Origin of the sequence: Amycolatopsis orientalis DSM 40040 = KCTC 9412 (genome assembly GCF_000478275.1) — a bacterium.
Lineage (GTDB): Bacteria > Actinomycetota > Actinomycetes > Mycobacteriales > Pseudonocardiaceae > Amycolatopsis > Amycolatopsis orientalis.
Genome location: NZ_ASJB01000031.1, coordinates 186,797 through 205,577 on the forward strand (window position 1 = coordinate 186,797; position 18,781 = coordinate 205,577).

General features: G+C 70.3%; 18 protein-coding genes. 6 read left to right on the forward strand and 12 right to left on the reverse strand.

Annotated elements, in window-relative coordinates:
* Positions 1-3 precede the first annotated feature (3 nt).
* Positions 4-528 carry a flavodoxin family protein gene (locus L324_RS09895; RefSeq protein ID WP_037305832.1) on the reverse strand — a complete coding sequence of 175 codons (525 nt, stop codon included), beginning with the start codon at positions 526-528 and terminating at the stop codon, positions 4-6.
* Positions 528-1,919: a DUF4389 domain-containing protein gene (locus tag L324_RS09900; RefSeq protein WP_037305835.1), complete on the reverse strand. Its 1,392-nt coding sequence runs from the start codon at positions 1,917-1,919 to the stop codon at positions 528-530. Before L324_RS09900 ends, L324_RS09895 begins: the two co-directional genes overlap by 1 nt.
* A 167-nt stretch (positions 1,920-2,086) precedes the next feature.
* Here L324_RS09900 and L324_RS09905 point away from each other — a divergent pair, with 167 nt between their 5' ends.
* The 4 genes from L324_RS09905 to L324_RS09920 are packed head-to-tail and all read left to right on the forward strand — an operon-like array spanning position 2,087 to position 6,672.
* Positions 2,087-3,106, forward strand: a complete 1,020-nt coding sequence (locus tag L324_RS09905; protein ID WP_037305836.1) for an Acg family FMN-binding oxidoreductase — start codon at positions 2,087-2,089, stop codon at positions 3,104-3,106.
* 20 nt (positions 3,107-3,126) lie between these two features.
* A complete protein-coding gene (locus tag L324_RS09910; protein ID WP_037305838.1) occupies positions 3,127-3,357 on the forward strand; it encodes an SHOCT domain-containing protein in 231 nt (76 codons plus the stop codon).
* Between the two features lie 27 nt (positions 3,358-3,384).
* The gene (gene ftsH / locus L324_RS09915) at positions 3,385-5,265 is read left to right on the forward strand and encodes an ATP-dependent zinc metalloprotease FtsH (RefSeq protein ID WP_081736273.1); all 1,881 of its coding nucleotides are present in this window, start codon (positions 3,385-3,387) and stop codon (positions 5,263-5,265) included.
* Positions 5,266-5,283: 18 nt separating this feature from the next.
* The gene (locus tag L324_RS09920; RefSeq protein WP_037305840.1) at positions 5,284-6,672 is read left to right on the forward strand and encodes a WS/DGAT/MGAT family O-acyltransferase; all 1,389 of its coding nucleotides are present in this window, start codon (positions 5,284-5,286) and stop codon (positions 6,670-6,672) included.
* A 97-nt stretch (positions 6,673-6,769) separates the two neighbouring features.
* Here the strand turns inward: L324_RS09920 and L324_RS09925 are convergent, their stop codons facing one another.
* The 3 genes from L324_RS09925 to L324_RS09935 all read right to left on the reverse strand — a co-directional run bounded on the left by L324_RS09925 (position 6,770) and on the right by L324_RS09935 (position 10,567).
* A complete protein-coding gene (locus tag L324_RS09925; RefSeq protein ID WP_037305842.1) occupies positions 6,770-7,297 on the reverse strand; it encodes a GNAT family N-acetyltransferase in 528 nt (175 codons plus the stop codon).
* A gap of 106 nt (positions 7,298-7,403) precedes the next feature.
* Positions 7,404-8,777 carry an MBL fold metallo-hydrolase RNA specificity domain-containing protein gene (locus L324_RS09930; RefSeq protein ID WP_037305956.1) on the reverse strand — a complete coding sequence of 458 codons (1,374 nt, stop codon included), beginning with the start codon at positions 8,775-8,777 and terminating at the stop codon, positions 7,404-7,406.
* A gap of 119 nt (positions 8,778-8,896) precedes the next feature.
* Positions 8,897-10,567, reverse strand: coding sequence for a SulP family inorganic anion transporter (locus L324_RS09935; RefSeq protein WP_037305957.1), 1,671 nt, complete (start codon positions 10,565-10,567; stop codon positions 8,897-8,899).
* A gap of 267 nt (positions 10,568-10,834) precedes the next feature.
* Between L324_RS09935 and L324_RS09940 the strand changes: the two genes are divergently transcribed.
* A complete protein-coding gene (locus tag L324_RS09940) occupies positions 10,835-11,419 on the forward strand; it encodes a DoxX family membrane protein (protein WP_037305844.1) in 585 nt (194 codons plus the stop codon).
* A 52-nt stretch (positions 11,420-11,471) separates the two neighbouring features.
* On the opposite strand, the gene L324_RS09945 is transcribed toward L324_RS09940, so the two are convergent.
* From L324_RS09945 to L324_RS09975, 7 genes are all read right to left on the reverse strand, one after another.
* Complete coding sequence (locus tag L324_RS09945; RefSeq protein ID WP_037305846.1) at positions 11,472-13,877, reverse strand: bifunctional acetate--CoA ligase family protein/GNAT family N-acetyltransferase; 2,406 nt, start codon at positions 13,875-13,877, stop codon at positions 11,472-11,474.
* The gene (locus L324_RS09950; protein WP_037305848.1) at positions 13,874-14,449 is read right to left on the reverse strand and encodes a CBS domain-containing protein; all 576 of its coding nucleotides are present in this window, start codon (positions 14,447-14,449) and stop codon (positions 13,874-13,876) included. The genes L324_RS09945 and L324_RS09950 overlap by 4 nt, the downstream gene beginning before the upstream one ends.
* A gap of 26 nt (positions 14,450-14,475) precedes the next feature.
* Positions 14,476-14,853 carry a hypothetical protein gene (locus L324_RS09955; RefSeq protein ID WP_037305850.1) on the reverse strand — a complete coding sequence of 126 codons (378 nt, stop codon included), beginning with the start codon at positions 14,851-14,853 and terminating at the stop codon, positions 14,476-14,478.
* Positions 14,854-14,903: 50 nt separating this feature from the next.
* Entirely contained in the window at positions 14,904-15,410 is a 507-nt protein-coding gene (locus tag L324_RS09960) for a universal stress protein (protein ID WP_037305852.1), read from the reverse strand.
* Positions 15,407-16,201 carry a hypothetical protein gene (locus L324_RS09965; RefSeq protein WP_037305856.1) on the reverse strand — a complete coding sequence of 265 codons (795 nt, stop codon included), beginning with the start codon at positions 16,199-16,201 and terminating at the stop codon, positions 15,407-15,409. Before L324_RS09965 ends, L324_RS09960 begins: the two co-directional genes overlap by 4 nt.
* The gene (locus L324_RS09970) at positions 16,201-17,166 is read right to left on the reverse strand and encodes an Acg family FMN-binding oxidoreductase (RefSeq protein WP_037305958.1); all 966 of its coding nucleotides are present in this window, start codon (positions 17,164-17,166) and stop codon (positions 16,201-16,203) included. Before L324_RS09970 ends, L324_RS09965 begins: the two co-directional genes overlap by 1 nt.
* 95 nt (positions 17,167-17,261) lie before the next feature.
* On the reverse strand, positions 17,262-17,846 hold the full coding sequence (locus tag L324_RS09975; protein WP_037305857.1) for an Rv1733c family protein: 585 nt from the start codon (positions 17,844-17,846) through the stop codon (positions 17,262-17,264).
* A 141-nt stretch (positions 17,847-17,987) separates the two neighbouring features.
* Between L324_RS09975 and L324_RS09980 the strand changes: the two genes are divergently transcribed.
* A complete protein-coding gene (locus tag L324_RS09980; RefSeq protein WP_037305858.1) occupies positions 17,988-18,383 on the forward strand; it encodes a CBS domain-containing protein in 396 nt (131 codons plus the stop codon).
* The last annotated feature ends 398 nt before the right edge of the window (positions 18,384-18,781 follow it).

Below are 18,781 nucleotides of genomic sequence, written 5' to 3' on the forward strand. Positions count from 1 at the left end.
GGATCATCCGGCCGCGGTCTCCAGAAGGCGGGCGGCGAGCAGGGCTCCCCATGCCTCGGCGCGTTCTTGTTCCCCCTCGCACAGGATCGTGGCGTTCTTGCCGACGTCCACGAAGAAGCTCTCCGGCGGTGCCAGCGGAATACCACGGCGCTTCAGCAACAGCTTCCGTGCGCCGACAGCGGCGGAACCGGTGAGCCACCGGGCCTTCCGGATCCTCGTGTCGAACGTCGCGACCAGGACACGCCGCTCCGCCTTCGGCAAGGCGCTCAACCATTCCCGTATGCCGGTCGCGGAGCGGACCCCGCCCTCGACCTGCTGCCACGCGCCCTTCCTGGTGCCGGAACGGGACATCCCGTGCGCATGGGTGGGGCCGCCGGCGACGAGCAGGCCGAGGCCGTCCCAGTGGGCCGGGGCGTCGTCCACGTTCACGACGTCGACCTCGCAGGAGGCGGCCAGGCCCTTGCCGATCGCCCGCGCCACGATTTCGGTGTTGCCGAACATCGACTCGAACACCACGAGTACCTGCATCACGATTCTCCTTGAGGGATCGGCGAAAGGTCTTTCGAGGCACGGTTGACGGCAGTAGCGGCCAGTGCCACACCCGCGGCGAGCAGCAGCGCGCCCGAGCCCAGCAGGCTCCAGGACAGCCACCCGAGTACCGGAACGGTCGCGCCCGCCTCCGCACGCACGTCCACCCCGGCCGAGCCATCCGTGTTCATCACCACGAGGGTCCAGTCACCGGCCTGATCGGGCCAGGTGATCGTCTGCGTTCCCCTGCCCGCCGCCGAAACCGTCCAGATGTCCGTCTCTCGCGGGAGCATCGGCAACCTCGACGAGCGGTGCACGGTGAGCTCACCGGAGGCGAGATCGGTCACCGTCGCGTACTCGGTCCCACCGAGGAATCGCTCCACCGCCGAAGCCGGTGCGACACCGACGAAAACGTCACCCCCGCCGAGGTCCGTCACGCGTACGCGGACATCACCCAGCGCACGCGTGGCGGGCACGTCGGCGGCGGCCGTGGCGACGAAGCGAACACGCTCGCTCGCCAAGGCGTAGGTATCGGTGTCGTAGGTCCCCGACACCGTCAGGTACCCGGCGTCGTCACGCCCGGCCCGATCCAGCCAGAGCGAGGCGGCACCTCCGGTGATCAAGCCGGTGGACAGGACGACGAGCACCACCCCGGCCACGACCGAGACGATCCGGCCGGGGGTCCACCCCGCGCCTCCCGGGCGGCGCCGCGGCGGCTCCGGCGTGCCGGTGGTGGCCGGGTCGGGCTCCTCCCCACCCGCGTCCAGGCGGAAGGGCGGGTACGCGTCGGTCATGAGGGCGGCGTACGCGCCCACCCGGATCACCCAGCGGTCCATGCCGAGCACGAAGTCGAAGATCGGTCTGGGATATTCGCCGCGCACGAGCAGGATGACCCCGGCGATGAGCACCAGGATCCCGATGAGCCCGCCCGCTCCCCACCGGTAACCGTCGTCCGAGGTGTTCCACAGCCACAGCCCGCCGCCTGCGAAGAGGCCGACGACGAGATAGTGCGGGATCGCGAGCAGCCACCACTTCACCAGCACCAGACCGCGGGACAGGCGCTCCGGGTAGTCGATCTCGAGCCGGGCGGGATAGCCGGGGTCGTCGGCGAGGGTGAACGGCGGATAGCGGTCGGTGCCCAGCGCGGCGTAGGCGTAGTAGTGCACCCGCCATGCCCAGCGGAGCACCCCGACGTTGAATTCGAAGATCGCCCGCGGATAGTGCCCGGTGAACAGGATGGCGAAGAACGCCACCGCCGTCAGCGGGACGAACGCGAGCCACAGTACCGCGAGCACGAGGTAGTGCGGGATCGCGAGCAGCCATTTCACCAGCCACAGCCAGCGGGACAGATCGGGATCGAGCGAAGCCTCGACGCGGACGGGCGATTTCATGGGACGCCTCCTTGCGGGGAGCGGACCCTTCGACGATCCTGCGCGGCCGCACGGGAAAACAGGAACGAACGGCCCGGGCGGCAGGGCCCTCCGGCCCTCCACGGCATCCGCGGACCGGGGAACCATGAACCTCAAGCCCTTCACCCCGACCCGAGGCAGGTTTCCCGATGGACCACGGACTTCCCGACGACTACACCGTCGACACCGCGGTAGCCCTGGCCGTCCGCGCACCGTCGGTACACAATTCCCAGCCCTGGCAATGGCGCAGCGGAGACCGCACCCTCCACCTCTACGCCGACCGCACCCGTCTGCTGCCCGGCACCGACCCCGACGGCCGCGACCTCATCCTCAGCTGCGGCGCCGCCCTGCACCATCTCCGCGTCGGTTTCGCCGCCCTCGGCTGGCGAGCCGAGGTCCACCGGCTGCCGAACCCGGCCGAGCCGGACCACCTCGCCTCGATCGAACTGCACCGGCACGAACCCACCCACCACGACATCGCGCTGGCCGCCGCCATCCCCCGCCGCCGCACCGACCGCCGCAGGCACAGCTCCTGGAGCGTCCCCACCGGGCACCTGGAAACCCTCGCCCGCCACGCCGCCGACGAAGGCACCATCCTCCGCCCCGCCCTCGACGCCGCCCGTTACCACCTCGCCCGCGCCATCACAGCGGCCGCCGAAACGCACGCCGGCGACCCCGCCTACCGCACCGAACTCGCCGCCTGGAGCGGACGCCACACCGCTCCCGACGGCGTCCCGTCGGCGAACGCACCGGCACAGGACGACACCCCCGGCGCCCTGCCCGCCCGTGCGTTCGCCGACCCCCTGCTCCGCCAGCCCGAGCACGCCCCCGGCGACAACGACGACACCGTCCTGCTCGTCCTCTCCACCGCTTCCGACGACACCATGTCCCGGCTCCGCGCCGGTGAAGCGACCAGCGCCGTCCTGCTCACCGCCACCAGCCTCGGACTCGCCACCTCCCCGCTCACCGAACCCCTCGAAATCGCCGACACCAGGGCCAAGGTCCGCGACCTCGTCACCGGCGGCACGTTCCCGCAGATGGTCCTGCGAACGGGCTGGGCACCGGTCAACGCCGACCCGCTCCCCGCCACACCCCGCCGTGCCCTCGCCGACGTCCTCGCACCGCTCGGCACACCACTGAGCGCCGAACCGCGCTACCAGAGCCACTGAAACCCGAAAGGAGCCCGACCATGCCTTACTGGCACAACTCCGACGGCGGCTGGATCGGCATGCTGCTCATGCTCGTCACCGTGGTCATCCTCGTCGGCGGCCTCGTCACCGCCTCGGTGATCGTCCTGCGGCACAGCACCAAAACCCCGGCGGGCAACGACGACGCGCTCAGAATCCTCAACGAACGCTTCGCCCGCGGCGAGATCGACAAGGACGAGTTCGAAGCGCGGCGCACCGCGCTCCGCGGGTGACCGGACCCGCGACCGAAGGGATACGCGATGTCACGGACGGCCAAACCCGGCCCGCCCTCCGACCCGGTACCACCCCCGAGCCCGCCCGAACCCTCCGGGTGGCGCCGATGGGTGGTCCCCGCGGTCTTCCTGGTGATGCTTCTCCTGTTCTTCCTCCCGCATCTGCTGACCACGGAGACTCCTTCGTTCGGTTACACCGAACTTCTATCCAAAGTGGACGCTGGCCAGGTGGACAAGATCACGATCGACGGCGATGGCGCCGTCAAGGGGAACCTCCGTGACGGCACCGCGTTCAGGACGCAGCTCCCCGTCGCGCTCAAAGACGATCAGCTGCTGCCGAAGCTGAGGGACAAAGGGGTCCAAGTCACCGGGGAACCCGCCGGCACCTCGGGTGTGCTCTCGGCACTGGGAAGCCTGCTCCCCTTGCTCCTCCTGGTGGGCTTCATGGTCTGGATGGGCAGAGGAGCACAGCGGTCCCTCGCCGGGGCCGGGGGTTTCGGTCGTTCGAAGGCGAAGATCATCGAGGCTCAGCGGCCCACCACCCGCTTCGCCGACGTCGCGGGCTACGAGGGGGTCAAGCAGGAGGTCAGTGAGGTCGTCGACTTCCTGCGCGATCCCGAACGCTACGCGGCGGCGGGGGCGAAGGGCCCGCGCGGTGTCATCATGGTCGGGCCGCCGGGTACCGGGAAGACGCTGCTGGCCCGCGCCGTGGCCGGTGAGGCCAGCGTGCCGTTCCTGTCGGTCACCGGTTCCGAGTTCGTGGAGATGTTCGTCGGTGTCGGTGCGTCGCGAGTCCGCGATCTGTTCACCGAGGCCAGGAACCGGGCACCGTCCATCATCTTCATCGACGAGATCGACGCGGTCGGGAGCCGCCGGGGTATCGGCGGGACGGGCGGGCACGACGAACGCGAACAGACCCTGAACCAGCTTCTGGCGGAGATGGACGGTTTCGACCAGAGCAGCGGGATCGTCGTGCTCGCCGCGACCAACCGGCCGGAATCGCTCGACCGCGCGCTGCTGCGGCCCGGCCGGTTCGACCGGCAGGTCACCGTACCGCTGCCGAACCAGGACGAACGCGCGGCCATTCTCGCCGTCCACGTGACCGGCAAGCATCTCGGACCCGACGTGGACCTGCGGCGTATCGCCCGCGGTACCCCCGGTTTCTCCGGCGCGGATCTCGCGAACCTCGTCAACGAAGGAGCGATCAACGCCGTCCGTGCCGGGCGGACGACCATCACGGCGGCCGATCTGGACTCCGCCCGCGACCGGGTCCTGCTGGGCCGTCGCGAAACGTCCAACGCCCTGCTGCCCGAAGAACGCCACGCCGTGGCCGTGCACGAATCGGGTCACGCGCTGATGGCCGCGCTGTGCGAGCACGCCGACCCGGTCGCGAAGGTCACCATCCTTCCGGCGGGGATGGCACTGGGCGCCACCGAGCAACTCCCCGAAGCCGAACGGCACCTTTACAGCGAGGCTTTCCTCACCGATCTGCTGACCGTCAGGCTCGGCGGACGCGCCGCGGAACTGGTGGTGTTCAAGCAGGGTTCCACCGGTGCCGCCGACGATCTCGCCGGCGCGACCGAGCTGGCGGTGAAGATGGTGACCGAGTTCGGCCTGTCGAGCGTCCTCGGCCCGGTCGCCTATCCGGCCGTCCGCGCGCGCTTCCTCACCGAAGACCCGGCCATCACCGGACGTGGTGGCTTCTCCGAGAAGACGCAACAGGTGATCGACGACGAGGTCTCGCGCCTGCTGCGGGCGGCCGAAGACCGCGCGGTCCGTGCCCTGCGACGGCACCGCAAGGCGCTCGATCTCCTCGCCACCGAACTGCTGAGCGACGAGACCGTCGACGGAAGCGTCGTCCTCGAGGCGCTCCGGAGCGAAACCGAATTCCGCGATCTCGCGTCCTGACCTCCCCGGGAGACATCGATGGATCATCTGAGCCCGCTCGACGCGGCGTTCTTGGAAATCGAAGACGGGGATCCCAACGCCTCCCTCTCCATCGGCTCGGTGGCGGTGCTCGAAGGTCCACCGCCGCCCTACCCCGACTTCGTCCGGTCGATCACCGCCCGGCTGCCGCTGAACCCCCGCTACCGGCAGAAGATCCATCGCGTGCCGCTCGATCTGGGGCCACCGGCATGGGTCGACGACGACCGGTTCGACGCGGCCCGGCACTTCCACCGCGTCGCCGTTCCGGCCCCCGGCGGGGAGAACGAGCTGTGCGACCTGGTCGCGCTGCTGATGGCGGAACGGCTCGACCGGGATCATCCGTTGTGGGAATTCTGGTTCATCGAAGGACTTCCCGGTGGTCGCTGGGCGGTGCTGTCGAAGCTGCATCACTGCGTCGCGGACGGTGTCATCGGTAACGAGCTGCTGAAAGTCCTCTTCACGAACGAGCCCCCGGGTATCGCGGCGGCCGAGGCGGTGCCCGACCCCGGTACCGTGAACCTCCTCAAGGACGCCGCCCGCCGTCTCCTGGCCGCCCCCGGCGAGCAGCTTCGCTCGGTGGTACGACTGGCACTGTCGCCCGCCCGCGCGGTGCGCGGGGTCGCGGATGCCGTCTCGGGCCTGACCGCGTTCGCCTCCGCGCTCATCCCCGCCGCGCGGTCGTCGCTCTCCGGTCCGATCGGCCCGGACCGGCGTTACGAGGTGGCGCACGCCTCCCTCGACACCGTGCACGAGATCTGCCGCGCCTTCGAGGTCACCGTGAACGACGTCGCTCTCGCGGCCGTCACGAGCGCGTTCCGCGCCCTTTTGCTGCGGCGAGGCGAAAAGCCGGTCCCGGACGCGATGCGCGCTCTCGTGCCCGTCTCCGTCCGCGGGGACCGTGACACCGTCGACAACCAGGTTTCGCTGATGCTGCCCCTGCTCCCCGTCGACGTTCCCGATCCCGTGGGAAGACTCGTCGCCGTTCATCGGCGTTCGGCCGCCTTGAAGGCGGGCAAGGAACCGGAAGCGGGAGCCGCCCTGACCGGCGCGGCGGGGTTCGCCCCCTTCGCACCGGTCGCCTGGGCCGTCCGCCTCGCCGCCGGGATCCCCCAGCACAACGTGGTCTCGGTCGTCACGAACGTCCCCGGCCCGCGAACGCCGCTGCAGGTGCTCGGCCGCGAGGTGGTGGATCTCTTCCCCTATGTCCCGGTCGCCTTGCGCCTGCGGACCGGCGTGGCCGTGCTCTCTTACCGCGACAAGCTCACCTTCGGGATCACGCTGGACTTCGGGAGCGCGCCGGACCCCGGTTTCCTCGCCGAGGCCATCGAAAACGACCTTTCTGCCTTGGCCGGGATCGCGCGTCGCTCACGGCCGGCCGATCCGGCGTGATCGGCTCGCTGCCGTGAAGGGCACTCCAGTGCACAGCTGACGTCCGGTCCAGGACCACGCCGGCTTCAGGACGCCATGTTCGCCTTGTCTCTCCATTTCAGTCCACAGTGGAGGGTTTCTCCGGCGACGGGGACGACAGCCGCACCACCGCGTCCGCGATCCCGTCCGCGATCACCTGTCGCGCCCCGGCGAGGTCGAGCAGGTCGGCGACCGCCCTGTTGTCCGCGAGATAGGTGGCGGTGAATTCACGGAAGCCGTGCCGCGACGCCGCCTCAGCCAGCTTCGTGACCAAGGCCGATGCCAAGCCCACCTGCCGCCAGCCCGGCTTCACGACGACGGCGATCTCCGCGACGCCGGGCTCGGACGTCGCCTCGTATCGCGCGATCGCCACCCCCTCCCCCGCCTCGTCACGGGCGACCAGCGCGTAACGGCGGTCGAAGTCGAGTTCGGTCAGATGGGCCAGCAATCCCGGCGTCACCTTCGGCGGCGGCCCGCAGAACCGGCGATACAGCGTTTCCCGGTCCGAGTCGAGGAGCGCCTGGCCGAGTTCACCGGCGTCGGCGGGGCGCAGGCGGGTCACGACGACGACCCGGCCATCGCGCAAGCACACCGGCTCTCCGTCCATCGCACCAGCGTAAGAAGGCGGCGAGCCCACCGCCGAGGCCGAACAGGCCAGGCATCCGGGGACCTACGTCCTTCGTCTTTCCCCGGCCGCCGACCATGCTCAGCCCTCAGATGAGCACCCGCTCGCGATCGCGGGGAACGACGGCTTGCCAGTCGTGTTCGGTCCGGAGCCGTTCGGCGACCGCCTCCGATCCTTCGGGCTCACCGTGCACCAGGTACGTCGTCGACGGCGGCGGGCCCGCGGTGGCCCATCGCACCAGTTCGTCCGCGTCGGCATGGGCGCTGAAAGCGTCGAGCTGGACCACGTCGGCGCGGACCGTGGTGTACCGGCCGTGGATCTTGAGCTGCCTCGCTCCGTTCGCCAGAGCGCGGGCCCGGGTGCCGGCCGCCGCGTAGCCCACGATGAGCACCGTGTGCCGGTGGTCGGGCAGCATGTGTTCCAGGTGGTGCACCACGCGGCCACCGCTCGCCATCCCGGACGCGGAGATGATGATCGAAGGCATCCTCGGCGCGTTGACCCGCATGGATTCCTCCACGGTCCGCAATTCCGTCAGGGAACGCGGGGTCAGCGGATCGTGGCCGGCGAGTTCCGGCCGGATCTCCGGCCAGTGGTCACGGAACGCCTCGCGGTACACCCGCAGCGCTGCCAAGGCCATCGGGCTGTCGACGTACACCGGCAGGTCGGGGATGGCGTGCGACCGCATCAGTTTCGCGAGCGCGGCCAGGACCACCTCGGTGCGGTCGACGGCGAACGCCGGGATGAGGACGCTGCCACCGCGCTTGGCGGTCCGCCTGACGACTTCGGCGAGCTGGTCCATGGCGCCGGTGTCGTGGTGGGCGCGGCACCCGTAGGTCGATTCGAGCACCAGGGCGTCACAGCGGGGCCTCGGTGCCGGCGGACGCAGAAGACTGTGTTCCGGACGGCCGAGGTCGCCGCTGAACACGACGTCGCGGCCCTCGGACCGCAACCGCGCCCACGCGGATCCGAGGATGTGACCGGCCTGCCCGAAGTCCAGGGTGAAGCCTTTGCCCACCGCCGTCTCGACGCCGTACTCGGTCTCCTCGAGGAGTCCGATCGCCTTCTGCGCGTCACCGGCGTCGTAGAGCGGCAACGCGGGCCGGTGTTTCGACCAGCCGTACTTGTTGGCGTGCGCGGCCTCCTCGGCCATGAGGTGGGCGCTGTCCTGAAGCACGATCGGGACCAGGGCGGCGGTGCCCGGCGTCGCGTACACCGGTCCGCGCCAGCCGGACCGCACCAGAACGGGCAGGTAGCCGCAGTGGTCCAGATGCGCGTGGGTGATCACCACGGCGTCGACATCGGTCAGGGCACGCGGCAGCGGCGCCCAGTTCCGGCGCCGCAGATCGGCGAGGCCCTGGAAGAGCCCGCAGTCGACCAGAACGCGGGACTCGGGGGTCTCCAGCAGGTACTTGCTGCCGGTGACGGTTCCGGCCCCGCCATGGAAGGTCAGCGCGACGGTCACGATCGCACCTTTCTCGTGAAGGTCAGCCGTCACTCGGCTTCCTCCACAATCGACCGGCCCGGCGGGAAGAGGCAGGTACCGAGGGCTCCGATCGGCGGGACCAAATACCCGGCGTCGCCTCACCGGACCGGCGGGCGGGCCGGGTCCGCCCCTCTCCGCCGGAACGCCTCCACCACACTGGGCAGCGTCGGATAGAGCGAGCCGGAACCGATGAGCGTGAGCAGGCCGGCCGCCTCGAGGTCCTCGCGCAGCTCCTGTTTCACCCTGGCGAGCGCGAAGGTGATCCCGCGGCGCCGCAACTCCTCGCAGATCCCGCGCAAGGCGTCGGCCGCGGTGATGTCGAGTTCGACGTTGGCCTCGGCGTTGAGGACGAACCACTCGACCGCCTCCCCGCCGTCCAGGGCGGCGAGGGCCCGTCGGCGGAAGTCGTCGGCGTTGGCGAAGCAGAGCGGCGCGTCATACCGGTAAATGACCAGCCCCGGAACGGTCGTCGCCTCGGGATAGTCGTCGATGTCGTGCATACCGGGCAGGCCGGGCACGAAACCGAGCACGGCGCCATGCGGCCGCGCCAGCCTGCGCAGGAGATCCAAAATGGACAAGCCGACGGCGGCGAGCACGCCGTAGAGGACGCCCAAGCCGACGACGGCGAGCAAGGTCGACACCGTCAGGATGAACTCGCTGCGCCGGAACCGGGCGATCCGCCGGAAATCCCGGGGATCGATCAGCTTCAACGCCGCGTAGACCACGATCGCCGCCAGCGCCGCCTTGGGGAAGACGGCCAGCAAGGGACCCGCGAAGAGCACGGTCAGCACGACCGTCGCGAGTGCCGTGAGCGAGTACAGCTGGGTACGGGCACCCATCGCCGACGCCAAGGCGGTCCGGCTGCCGCTCGAACTGACCGGGAACCCATGCAGGAGCCCGGCGGCGAGATTCGACGCGGCCAGCGCGCGCAGTTCGCGGTCGGCGTCGATCCGATCGCCGTGCTTGCCCGCGAACGCGCGGGCGGTCAAGACGTTGTCGGAGAATCCGACGAGGGCGATCCCCACCGCGGGGAGCAGCAGGTTCGCCAGCTCGGCGCCGTCCACCCCCGGGACACCAGGTACCGGCAGCGAACCCGGGACCGGCCCGATCACCCGGATTCCCTTCTCGGTCAAGGAGAAACCGGTGACGACCGCGGCGGCCGCCAGCATGACGGCCAGCGGACCGGGAAAGCGTGGGAGCCAGCGCTGAAAAGCCAATAGGCAAGCCAGCACGAGGCCACCGAGGACGAGGGTCGGCCAGTGCAGACGCCCGACGTTCGCGAAGAACGAGCCGAGTTCCGCGAACATCCCGTCGCCCGTGACGGGGACACCGGTCAGTTTGCCCAGCTGGCTCACCATCATCAGGACGGCGATCCCGGCCATGTAGCCGGTCAGCACCGGTTTCGACAACAGATCCGCCAGCACCCCGAGGCGGGCGAGGCCCGCCAGCAGGCACAGGCCCCCGACCAAGAGCGCGAGCAGGGCCGCGAGCGTCCCGTAGCGGACGGGATCCCCCGCGGCGAGCGGACCGAGCGCGATGGCCGTCATCAACGCCGTCGTCGACTCCGGGCCCACCGAAAGCAGCTTCGACGAACCCAGCATCGCGTAGACCCCCAGCGGCCCGATCACCGCCCAGAGGCCGACCTCCGGGGGCAGCCCCGCGACCTCCGCGTACGCCATCACCTGCGGAACCAGATACGCGGCGACGGTCACCCCGGCCAGCAGGTCGCCCCGGAGCCAGGAGCGCCGGTAGCGCGCGAAGACCTTCATCGAGTGCTCCCTGCCACCGCGACCTCCGTCGTCGATGGGATCGTCATCGATCGAGTGCACAGCTCCCCGCGGCCGCGCACCAGTGACCAGAGGCTCGTCCGTGGTCCCGCGAATCCGGGACCAACGGCACCGGTCCGCGTGCCTGCCGCGCGCACCCGCCGCGGTACATGACGATGGCCTCGCCTACCCGGGCCTTTCGGCCCCAGAGCCGCATCCCGCGACGGAACAGACTCGACCCGACCACGAAAGCCGAACAAGGAGGATTCCATGGCCACCACCGCAAGCGGGCACCGGCACAACGTTCCCGTCCCGCACCCGGAAGGCCACAATGGACGCTTGGCCGCCGTCCAGAGCCTCGCCGTGCTCCGCGTCGCCACCGGCCTGCTGTTCCTGTGGGCGTTCGTCGACAAGACCTTCGGCCTCGGCTACGCCACCGCGGCCAAGAACGCCTGGATCGACGGCGGCTCGCCGACCAAGGGCTTCTTGAGCCACGTCGACGTCGGCCCGTTCGCGGAAACCCTGCGGTCCTGGGGCGGGACCTGGTGGGCGGACTGGCTGTTCATGGCGGGACTGCTCGGCATCGGCCTCGCCGTCACCCTCGGCGTGGGACTGCGGATCTCCGCCATCACCGGCACCGTGATGATGCTGCTGATGTGGGTCGCGGAATGGCCGCTCGCCCGCACGAACGCCGCCGGTGAGCCCACCATGTCGACCAATCCGATCATCGACTACCACCTGATCTACGCCCTCGTGCTCATCGCGCTCGCCGCGACCGCCGCCGGGAACACCTGGGGCCTGGGAGAACGCTGGGCGCGTCTGTCCATCGTGGACCGCAACCGCTGGCTCCGGTGACCACCGGGGCACGCGAACCCGGCACCGTTCCCGGTGCCGGGTTCGTCCTCGCTCACAGGCGGCGAAGGTAAGGATCGGTCCATGGCCGCCGCCGGACGAGTACCCGGACCGCGCCCGCGGCGGCCCCTTCCGCGGACACGAGGACCGGATCGAGGTCCAGGTCGACGACCTCCGGCACCAGTTCCATGATCCGGTCCGACCGCAGGATCAGCTCCGAGAGCGCGGACCGGTCGAGCGGGCCGGCCCCGCCGAACAACGCCTTGCCCGCGCGCAAACCGTCGATGAGCGCCTCGGCACCGTCGGTGGTGAGCGGCCCCAGGACCGTGGACCTGTCGTGGAGCAGGCCGCCGTCGACACCACCGAGCCCCAGGACGACCACCGGACCGAACACGTCGTCGGACTGGACCCGGAGTATCAGCTCGCGATCGCCGAATCGGCGCAGGGTCACCCGGATCCCGAAGCAGTCGAGCAGATCTTCACTGTCCTTTCGGGACAGCCAGCCACCGTCCGGATGCGCGGACAGGTACTCGCCCACCAGGCGGGTCGCCGTCGCGAGATCGATACCGGGAAAGCCGGGCCGCACGCCCTCGCCCGCGCCGAGCCAGCGGGCTCGCTCGGACAGCTTCGCCATGACGGCCGCCGCCTCCTCGACGTCGCCATAGCAGGGAATGCCGCCGAGCGCGGCGACGGACGACGTCTGCCCCAGCCGGACGGCGAGTACGGTCTTGTTCGCCGGAAGCCCGCCCAGACCGGCCAGACCGGCCAGTGGATCACCGATCCCGGTGGGCACGCCGGCGGCGATCACCGCGTCGACACCGTCGTCCGCCAGGACCTCGGTCAAGCACGCGGTGAAGGTCTCGGCCGTGACCGCGGCGCTCGTGTCGAGCGGATTCCCCACGCTCGCGTACCCGGGCAGCAGCCGCCGGAGCGCGTCCCGCGTCTTCCGGCCCAGTTCGGGAAGGAGCAGACCGTTCCTGACGCAGGCCTCCGCGCCCAGGACCGCCGCGCCGCCGGCATTGCTCACGACGGCCACCCGTTCCCCGGACGGCAACGGCTGCCACGACAGGGCGGCGAGCAGACCGAGGACCTCGGTGACGGTGTCGACGACGAGGACGCCCGCCTGCCCGAACAACGCGAGCTTGGTCGCTGCCGGGACAGCTCGCGCGGAGGTGTGCGCCGCCGCGGCCCGCTGTGCCGCCGTCGTGGCCGCCCCTCGGATGGCCACGACCGGCTTCTCCCTGGCGAGAGCGCGTGCGAGCCTGCTGAACTTCCTCGGGTTGCCGAAGGATTCCAGGTACAGCACGGCGATGTCGGTGTCCCCGTCCCCGTGCCACCAGCGCAGGAGGTCATTGCCGCTCACGTCGTACTTGTCCCCCGTGGAGACCAAAGTGGACAGTCCGAGGCCCAGCCCGGCGAGGGCGTCCATCAGCGCGATCCCGAATCCGCCGGACTGCGTCACCACGCCGATCCGGCCTCTCCGGGCGACACGATGGGCGAAGGTCGCGTCGAGGCGGGTCGCCGGAGCCGTGTTGACCACGCCGAAACAGTTGGGGCCGACCAGCCGGATGCCGTGGCGGGCGACGAGTTCGCGGACACGGTCCTCCATCGGCGTCCCGGTCAGGCCCGCCGTGACGAGCACAATCGAGCGCACCCCGGCCTTCCCGCAGTCTTCGACGACGCCGGGAACGGCCCGCGCGGGCACACAGATCACCACCTGGTCCACTGGGGCGTCCAAAGAGGACACCGAGGGTGCGCAGGGAACACCGAGGATCTCCTCCGCGTTCGGGTTCACCGCGTGCAGGACGCCGGTGTAGCCGGCGCCGACGAGGTTGCGCAGGATCGCCCTGCCCACCGAGCCGGCACGCCTGCCCGCCCCCACGACGGCCACCGAGGCCGGGGCGAGCACCGTACGAAGACTCGCCACATCGGCGAGCCGTTCCCGTTCCTCGATCCGCTCGAGATAGCGGCCGGGCTCGCCGAGATCGATCTCGACGTCGAGCTCCGGGCCGTCCCTGCCGATGACGCACGGCAGTCCGAGATCGGAGAACACCTTGATCATCCGGGTGTTCTCCGCGAGCACGAGCGCGACGAACCGGCGGATCCCCTGTGCCAGGGCCAAGGACACGAGATGTTCGAGCAGCAGGGTGCCGACCCCGTGTGCCTGGACCGCGCTGTCGACGACCAGGGCGACTTCGGCCGCGTCGTCCGTGCTCCACGGGCGGTAGTGCGCGATCCCGACGAGGTCGTCCCCGCGGAAGGCCCCGATCCCCGGTCCCCCGATCGCCAGCCGGCTCAGCAGGTCCAGCCTCCCCGGATGGGCGGTGAAGAAGCGCAGATAACGGTCGCGTTCGTTCAGCCGCTGATGCAGGGCCAGGACGGCGTCGAAGTCCTCCGCACGCAAGCGGCGGACGGTGACCATGTCGCCGTCCGCCAGCAGGGCGCTCGTCCCGGCCGTCACGTCGCCGCCGGGTTCCGGGTGGTCAGTACGACGGTGACCACACCCGGCACCGTCCTGGCGAGCGCGTCGAGCACCCTCCGTTCGGCTTCGTCCCGGAACTCGCCGTCGATGCTCACGTAGCCTCCGTCGACCTTCACGGTCCACTTCGGACGATGTCCGGCGTAGTCACTGATCAGGCCGTGCACCTGCGCGGCGATCGCGTCGTCGGGCCGGACGAGCGGGCGGAGCAGGTCGCGCCTGCTGACCACGCCCACCAGGACGCCCTCCTCGACGACCGGCACACAGCGCAGCCGGTCGGCCAGCATCCGCCTGCCGATCTCCACGACGTCGGTCGACGGCGAGACCACCTCGACCGGCGTGGACATCAACGCACCGACCGTGAACCCGTCACCACCGGCGCGGATTCCCCGCAGGGCGTCGAATTCGGTGAAGGTCCCCAAAACCCGGCCTTCGTCGTCGACGACCGGCAGGCCGGCGAATCCCTTCTCGGTCAGCACGGCCACCGCCTCGCGAAGAGATGTCGTGGGAGTGGTCGCCACCGCCGGGCTGGTCATGATCTCCGAAGCACGCATCGGAACCTCCTCGTGTTCGTACTCGGTCAGGCGTGACTGCGCAGGAATCCCCTGCACGCGTCGAAGAGTTCTTCCGGCGGGCAAGCCGTGACGCGGTGTTCGAAGCCCGGGGGAACGCAGGGGGCGCCCGTGCCGGACGCGGCGGTCATCACGACCGGGACTCTCGCCCGGAGCGCGCACACCACACCGAATTCACGGGAGGTCAGCCCGGACTCGGCGGCACGGACGTCGACGGCGAGATCCGGCCGGTCCGCCTCGTCCAGCGGACAGGTCCCGCCGGGCGCGAGCGCTCGGCACACTCCCGAGCGGACATGGCACGGACTGACCCGGCAGCCCAGGTTCCGCAACGCGGTCGCGACGGCACCGGACTCGTCGAACGTGGCCTCCGTCAGCAGGATTCTCATCGTCGTCTCCTCTCGGGGCCCAGGTATGGCCCAACGCGCCTCGGAATCGATCAGAGGATCGGGCCCGGTTCGTAGGAAACGGACGCCAGCAGCCGGCCGAACCTGCCTTCCGGGGCCGCCGCGACCGGTGGGATCACCGCGACCGGGCAGGTCGCGTGGCGCAGTGCGGTCTTGCAGACCGAGCCGACCAGCAGTTCACGGAGCTTGCCGTTGCCGTGGCTGCCCAGTACGAGCAGCGCGGCGCCCTTCGACCGTTCGACCAGCGTTTCGCCGGGATCACCCTGGGGGACGTCATAGGTGATCTTGATGCCTTCGTGGGCATCGAGGACTTTGGCGGTCGCGGCTTCCAATGCCTTCAAATGGACGTCTCTCGCCTCTTCCACCGTCCGGTTCGCCGACGCGTCGTCCAGCATCGAGTCGTGCACCCACACGTTGACCACCTGCAGCGTGGCGCCCTGCCTGATCGCTTGGTCGGCTGCCCAGCGCACCGCCGCCGCGGACCCCGCCGAACCGTCCATCCCGACCACGATCCGCTCTTCCGTCGCACTGTCCGTCATGACGTCCTTCCCTTCTGTGCCGGTGTTTCCAGAGGTTCTTCGACCACGACCACCGCCTGCGGGAAACCGGGGACGCCGTCGATTCCGGCGAGCGTCCCGCGGACCGCCGGGGCGTCGAAAGGCTCGGTGAACACGGTTCCCACCAGGCCGTATTCGGTGGAGGCGAGCAGCAACCGCTGCGCGACCGCGCCGGCGCGGAGGAGCTGTCCCCGCGCCTCCGTCGTGGTGCCGATGAGGAACGCGGCCCAGGACCCGGCCGAGGCCGCCTTCCGGCTGATCTGCCCGCCGACTTTGGGCAGTGCGCCGACGTGCGGCGGGGTGAGCACCCGGACCCCGACGCCCTCGGCCTCCCCCACCTCGGCGATCTCCCGCCCCCACGCCGCCACCGAGGACGGGGTCGCCTTGGTCCGCCGCCCGGACAGGGCCGCGAACCGGGCGAAGTCGACCGCGGTGGGCCGGGCCCGGTGCGAGGCCTTGAGCCGGGCGACCCGGTCGAGGGCGGTGACGTCGGACGTCAGGTCCAGGAGCGGCGCCCAGCCCAGCACGCGGATCGCGCAGTCGAGATTGGCCAGTACCGCGCCGCAGGCGATCAGCCGCGCGCGCCCGCCGCGATCCCGCAGCCAATGCTTGTTGGCCATCCGTTCGTACAGGTCGAGCGAGTCGTCGTGGAACGACAGCGTCCACGGGTCCTCGATCCACCGCTTCGGCGCCTGGCGCGCGGCCGCCACGAGGATCCGTTTCTCCTCCGTCGACCAGACGTGCGCGGTGAGTGCGGTAAGGGAAGTCGTCATCACCGCCGCACCTCTCGCCGGTCGCGGGTGACCGCCTCGATCGGGCGGCGTGGCGTCTTCACGCCCGGATAGCCGTAGCCGAGCCTGAACACGGTCTGGGGGTGCTCGGTGCCACCGAGCAGGTCACGCAGTTCGGCGCGGACGGGGGCGATCTCGATCGGCTGGGAGTAGAACGAAGCGCTCAACCCGGCGTCGGTCGCGGTGAGCAGGACCCGCTGCATCGCGCATCCGGCCCGGAGCTGCGACATCGGCGCGTCGTTCGGCATGGTCAGCACCGCGACCAAGGGATCCTGCTCGAAGACGCGGGGAGCGCCACTCTCCCTGACGTACCGCCCCGGGAGTAGCCCGCCCGCGGAACGTGGGCCGCCCGCGAAGGCCGGGACACCGTCGTCCTCGGCCTCCTGCCGGGTCCACGCCCGGAGTTCTTCCTGGAAGTCGTCGTCGAGCCCTTGGAGGTGGTCGGCCCGGCGGACGAGTCGCGCTGTCGCCTCCAGCGAACCGGCTTCGGCCGGCAAGATCAGCCGTGCCCCTTCCGCACGGGCTGCCTCGCTTACGGCGGTCCGCACGCCACGTGGCACCGGCTGCTCCGAGAAGGGACGGCGGTTGCTGTACCGCCGGGGGATCGCGGCGGCGAGACGTCGTTCGGTCATGGTGGGCCGGTGCCGGGGGCCGATTGTCACCCGCGCCAGCAAGGAAGGCCGCTCCCGTTCAGGGAGGAACTCGGTATCGGTGACCCGGCCGGCCGCGGCGATCGCGAGCCGCAGGTTCAACAGCGCCGCGCCACAGGCCAGCCGCGCCTCGCGCCCTTCCGGATCGCAGGCACCGAGTACCCGGCTTTCGTCGAGCACGACGTCGATCGTGTCCGGCGCCAGCTCGAAGATCCACGGCTGGGTGTTGTGCGGTGACGGCGCACGCACCGCGGCCTCCAACGCCGCCGTGACGACCGATGACCGGGTGAGAACCATCGCGGTATACCTGCCTTTCGAGGATTCCAGCGTCTCGCGTGCGGCGGGGACGCGGCAGTGGCGGTGGGCCCGGTGTGGCAGGACCTTCGGCACCGTCACTGGGCCGCGAACTCACGCCATTCCTCTTGCCAGCGCGCCGATCGGGCCCGGTCGAGCAGGACCCGGACGACCCGGTACCCGGCCAGCACGAACACGAGGAAACCGAGCCACAGGCCCACGCCGGTCCCGATTCCGACGAGGCGGGCGTCGAGGACGGTGAACGGGGCGGCGACCGGGTTCCCGGACTCGTCCAGCCAGGCAGGGACTTTCGCGCCCGCCTTCGTCCCCCTCGTCGCCTGGACCTCCCCGGCCCGTTTGTCCCCCTCACGCGTCACCCAGGTGGCGGCGACCGGAGAGGTCTCGTCGACGATCCCCGCCCGGCCCCCGATGGCGATGGGCGCGCCGTCTTCGAGCAGGGTCGCTTCCACGCGGTACCTGGTGGCCTGCTCGGCGGCGGCCTGCTCGGCGCGGGCCGCGAAGACGCCGGAAGCCAGCGCCGCGGCGACCGGTAGGGCGACGATCACGAGGATGATCGCGAGAAGCACCGTGAACGCCTCGATGCGATCTTCGCGGCGAGCGAGCGGGTTGCGACCGGGATGGACCGTATGCCAGGCCCGCGACCAGCGAGACGACATGTTCATGACCGTGACCTCCGTTGCGGCTCGCCGGGAACGTGGTTTCAGCATCGTCCGGCGAGCCGCCCGGGAAGAGGGGCGACGGTCCCGCCCTGGCGGGACCTCCAGCCGTATTCCGGCCCGCCCGCCGGATCGAGACTGGTCTTCATGCGAGTACGTGATGTCATGACCACCCCGGTCGTCGCGGTGACGCCCGCGGCCACGATCGGCGAGGCGATCGCCGTGCTGACCGGCAAAGGGATCACGTCGCTGCCGGTCGTGGGCGGCGACGGCGAGCTGCTCGGCCTGCTGGCCGAGGAAGACCTGCTCCGGGCCCGTTACCTTCCCGACGGCGACCCGGACAGCGGGGTCATGCTCAACGGGCACACCAGGGTGAGCGCGCTGATGCGACGACCGGTGGCCGGCGCCCATCCCGACGCCGACCTGGGCGAACTGGCGGAGAAGATGCTGGAGCGAAGGCTCCGGTCCGTCCCGGTCCTCGAACACGACCGCGTGATCGGTGTCATCACCTGGCAGGACCTTCTCCGTGCCGGGTCATGGTGACGCCTCGTGAGTGGTAATGACGGTTCTATTGAGAGGTAAGGCAAACGTGGCGTGATCGACTCGATGCCGTGAAAGTCCCCTTCCCTACCCTCAAGGTAGCGAAGGAGGCCTTCACTACTTAGCAACCTACGTGAGGCCTCCCTCACGAGACCGGGGCCTATCCACAAAGGACAGTTTTCGGCGACTCGGCGTCCGGTTGATGCCTGAATGCACGTTCCTGAACGGGGTCGTGAGTGGCAAAGAGCGTTCTAACGCTCCTTGCCACTCACGACCACCTCGCAAAACCGCACAAACAACCCAAGCCGGACAATTATCTTCAAAAGAGTGTCTCTCGGAGCCACGGCCCGGCTTCCGCCAGCCAGTCCGGACGCTCGCCAGGGCACGACATCCTTGCCTTA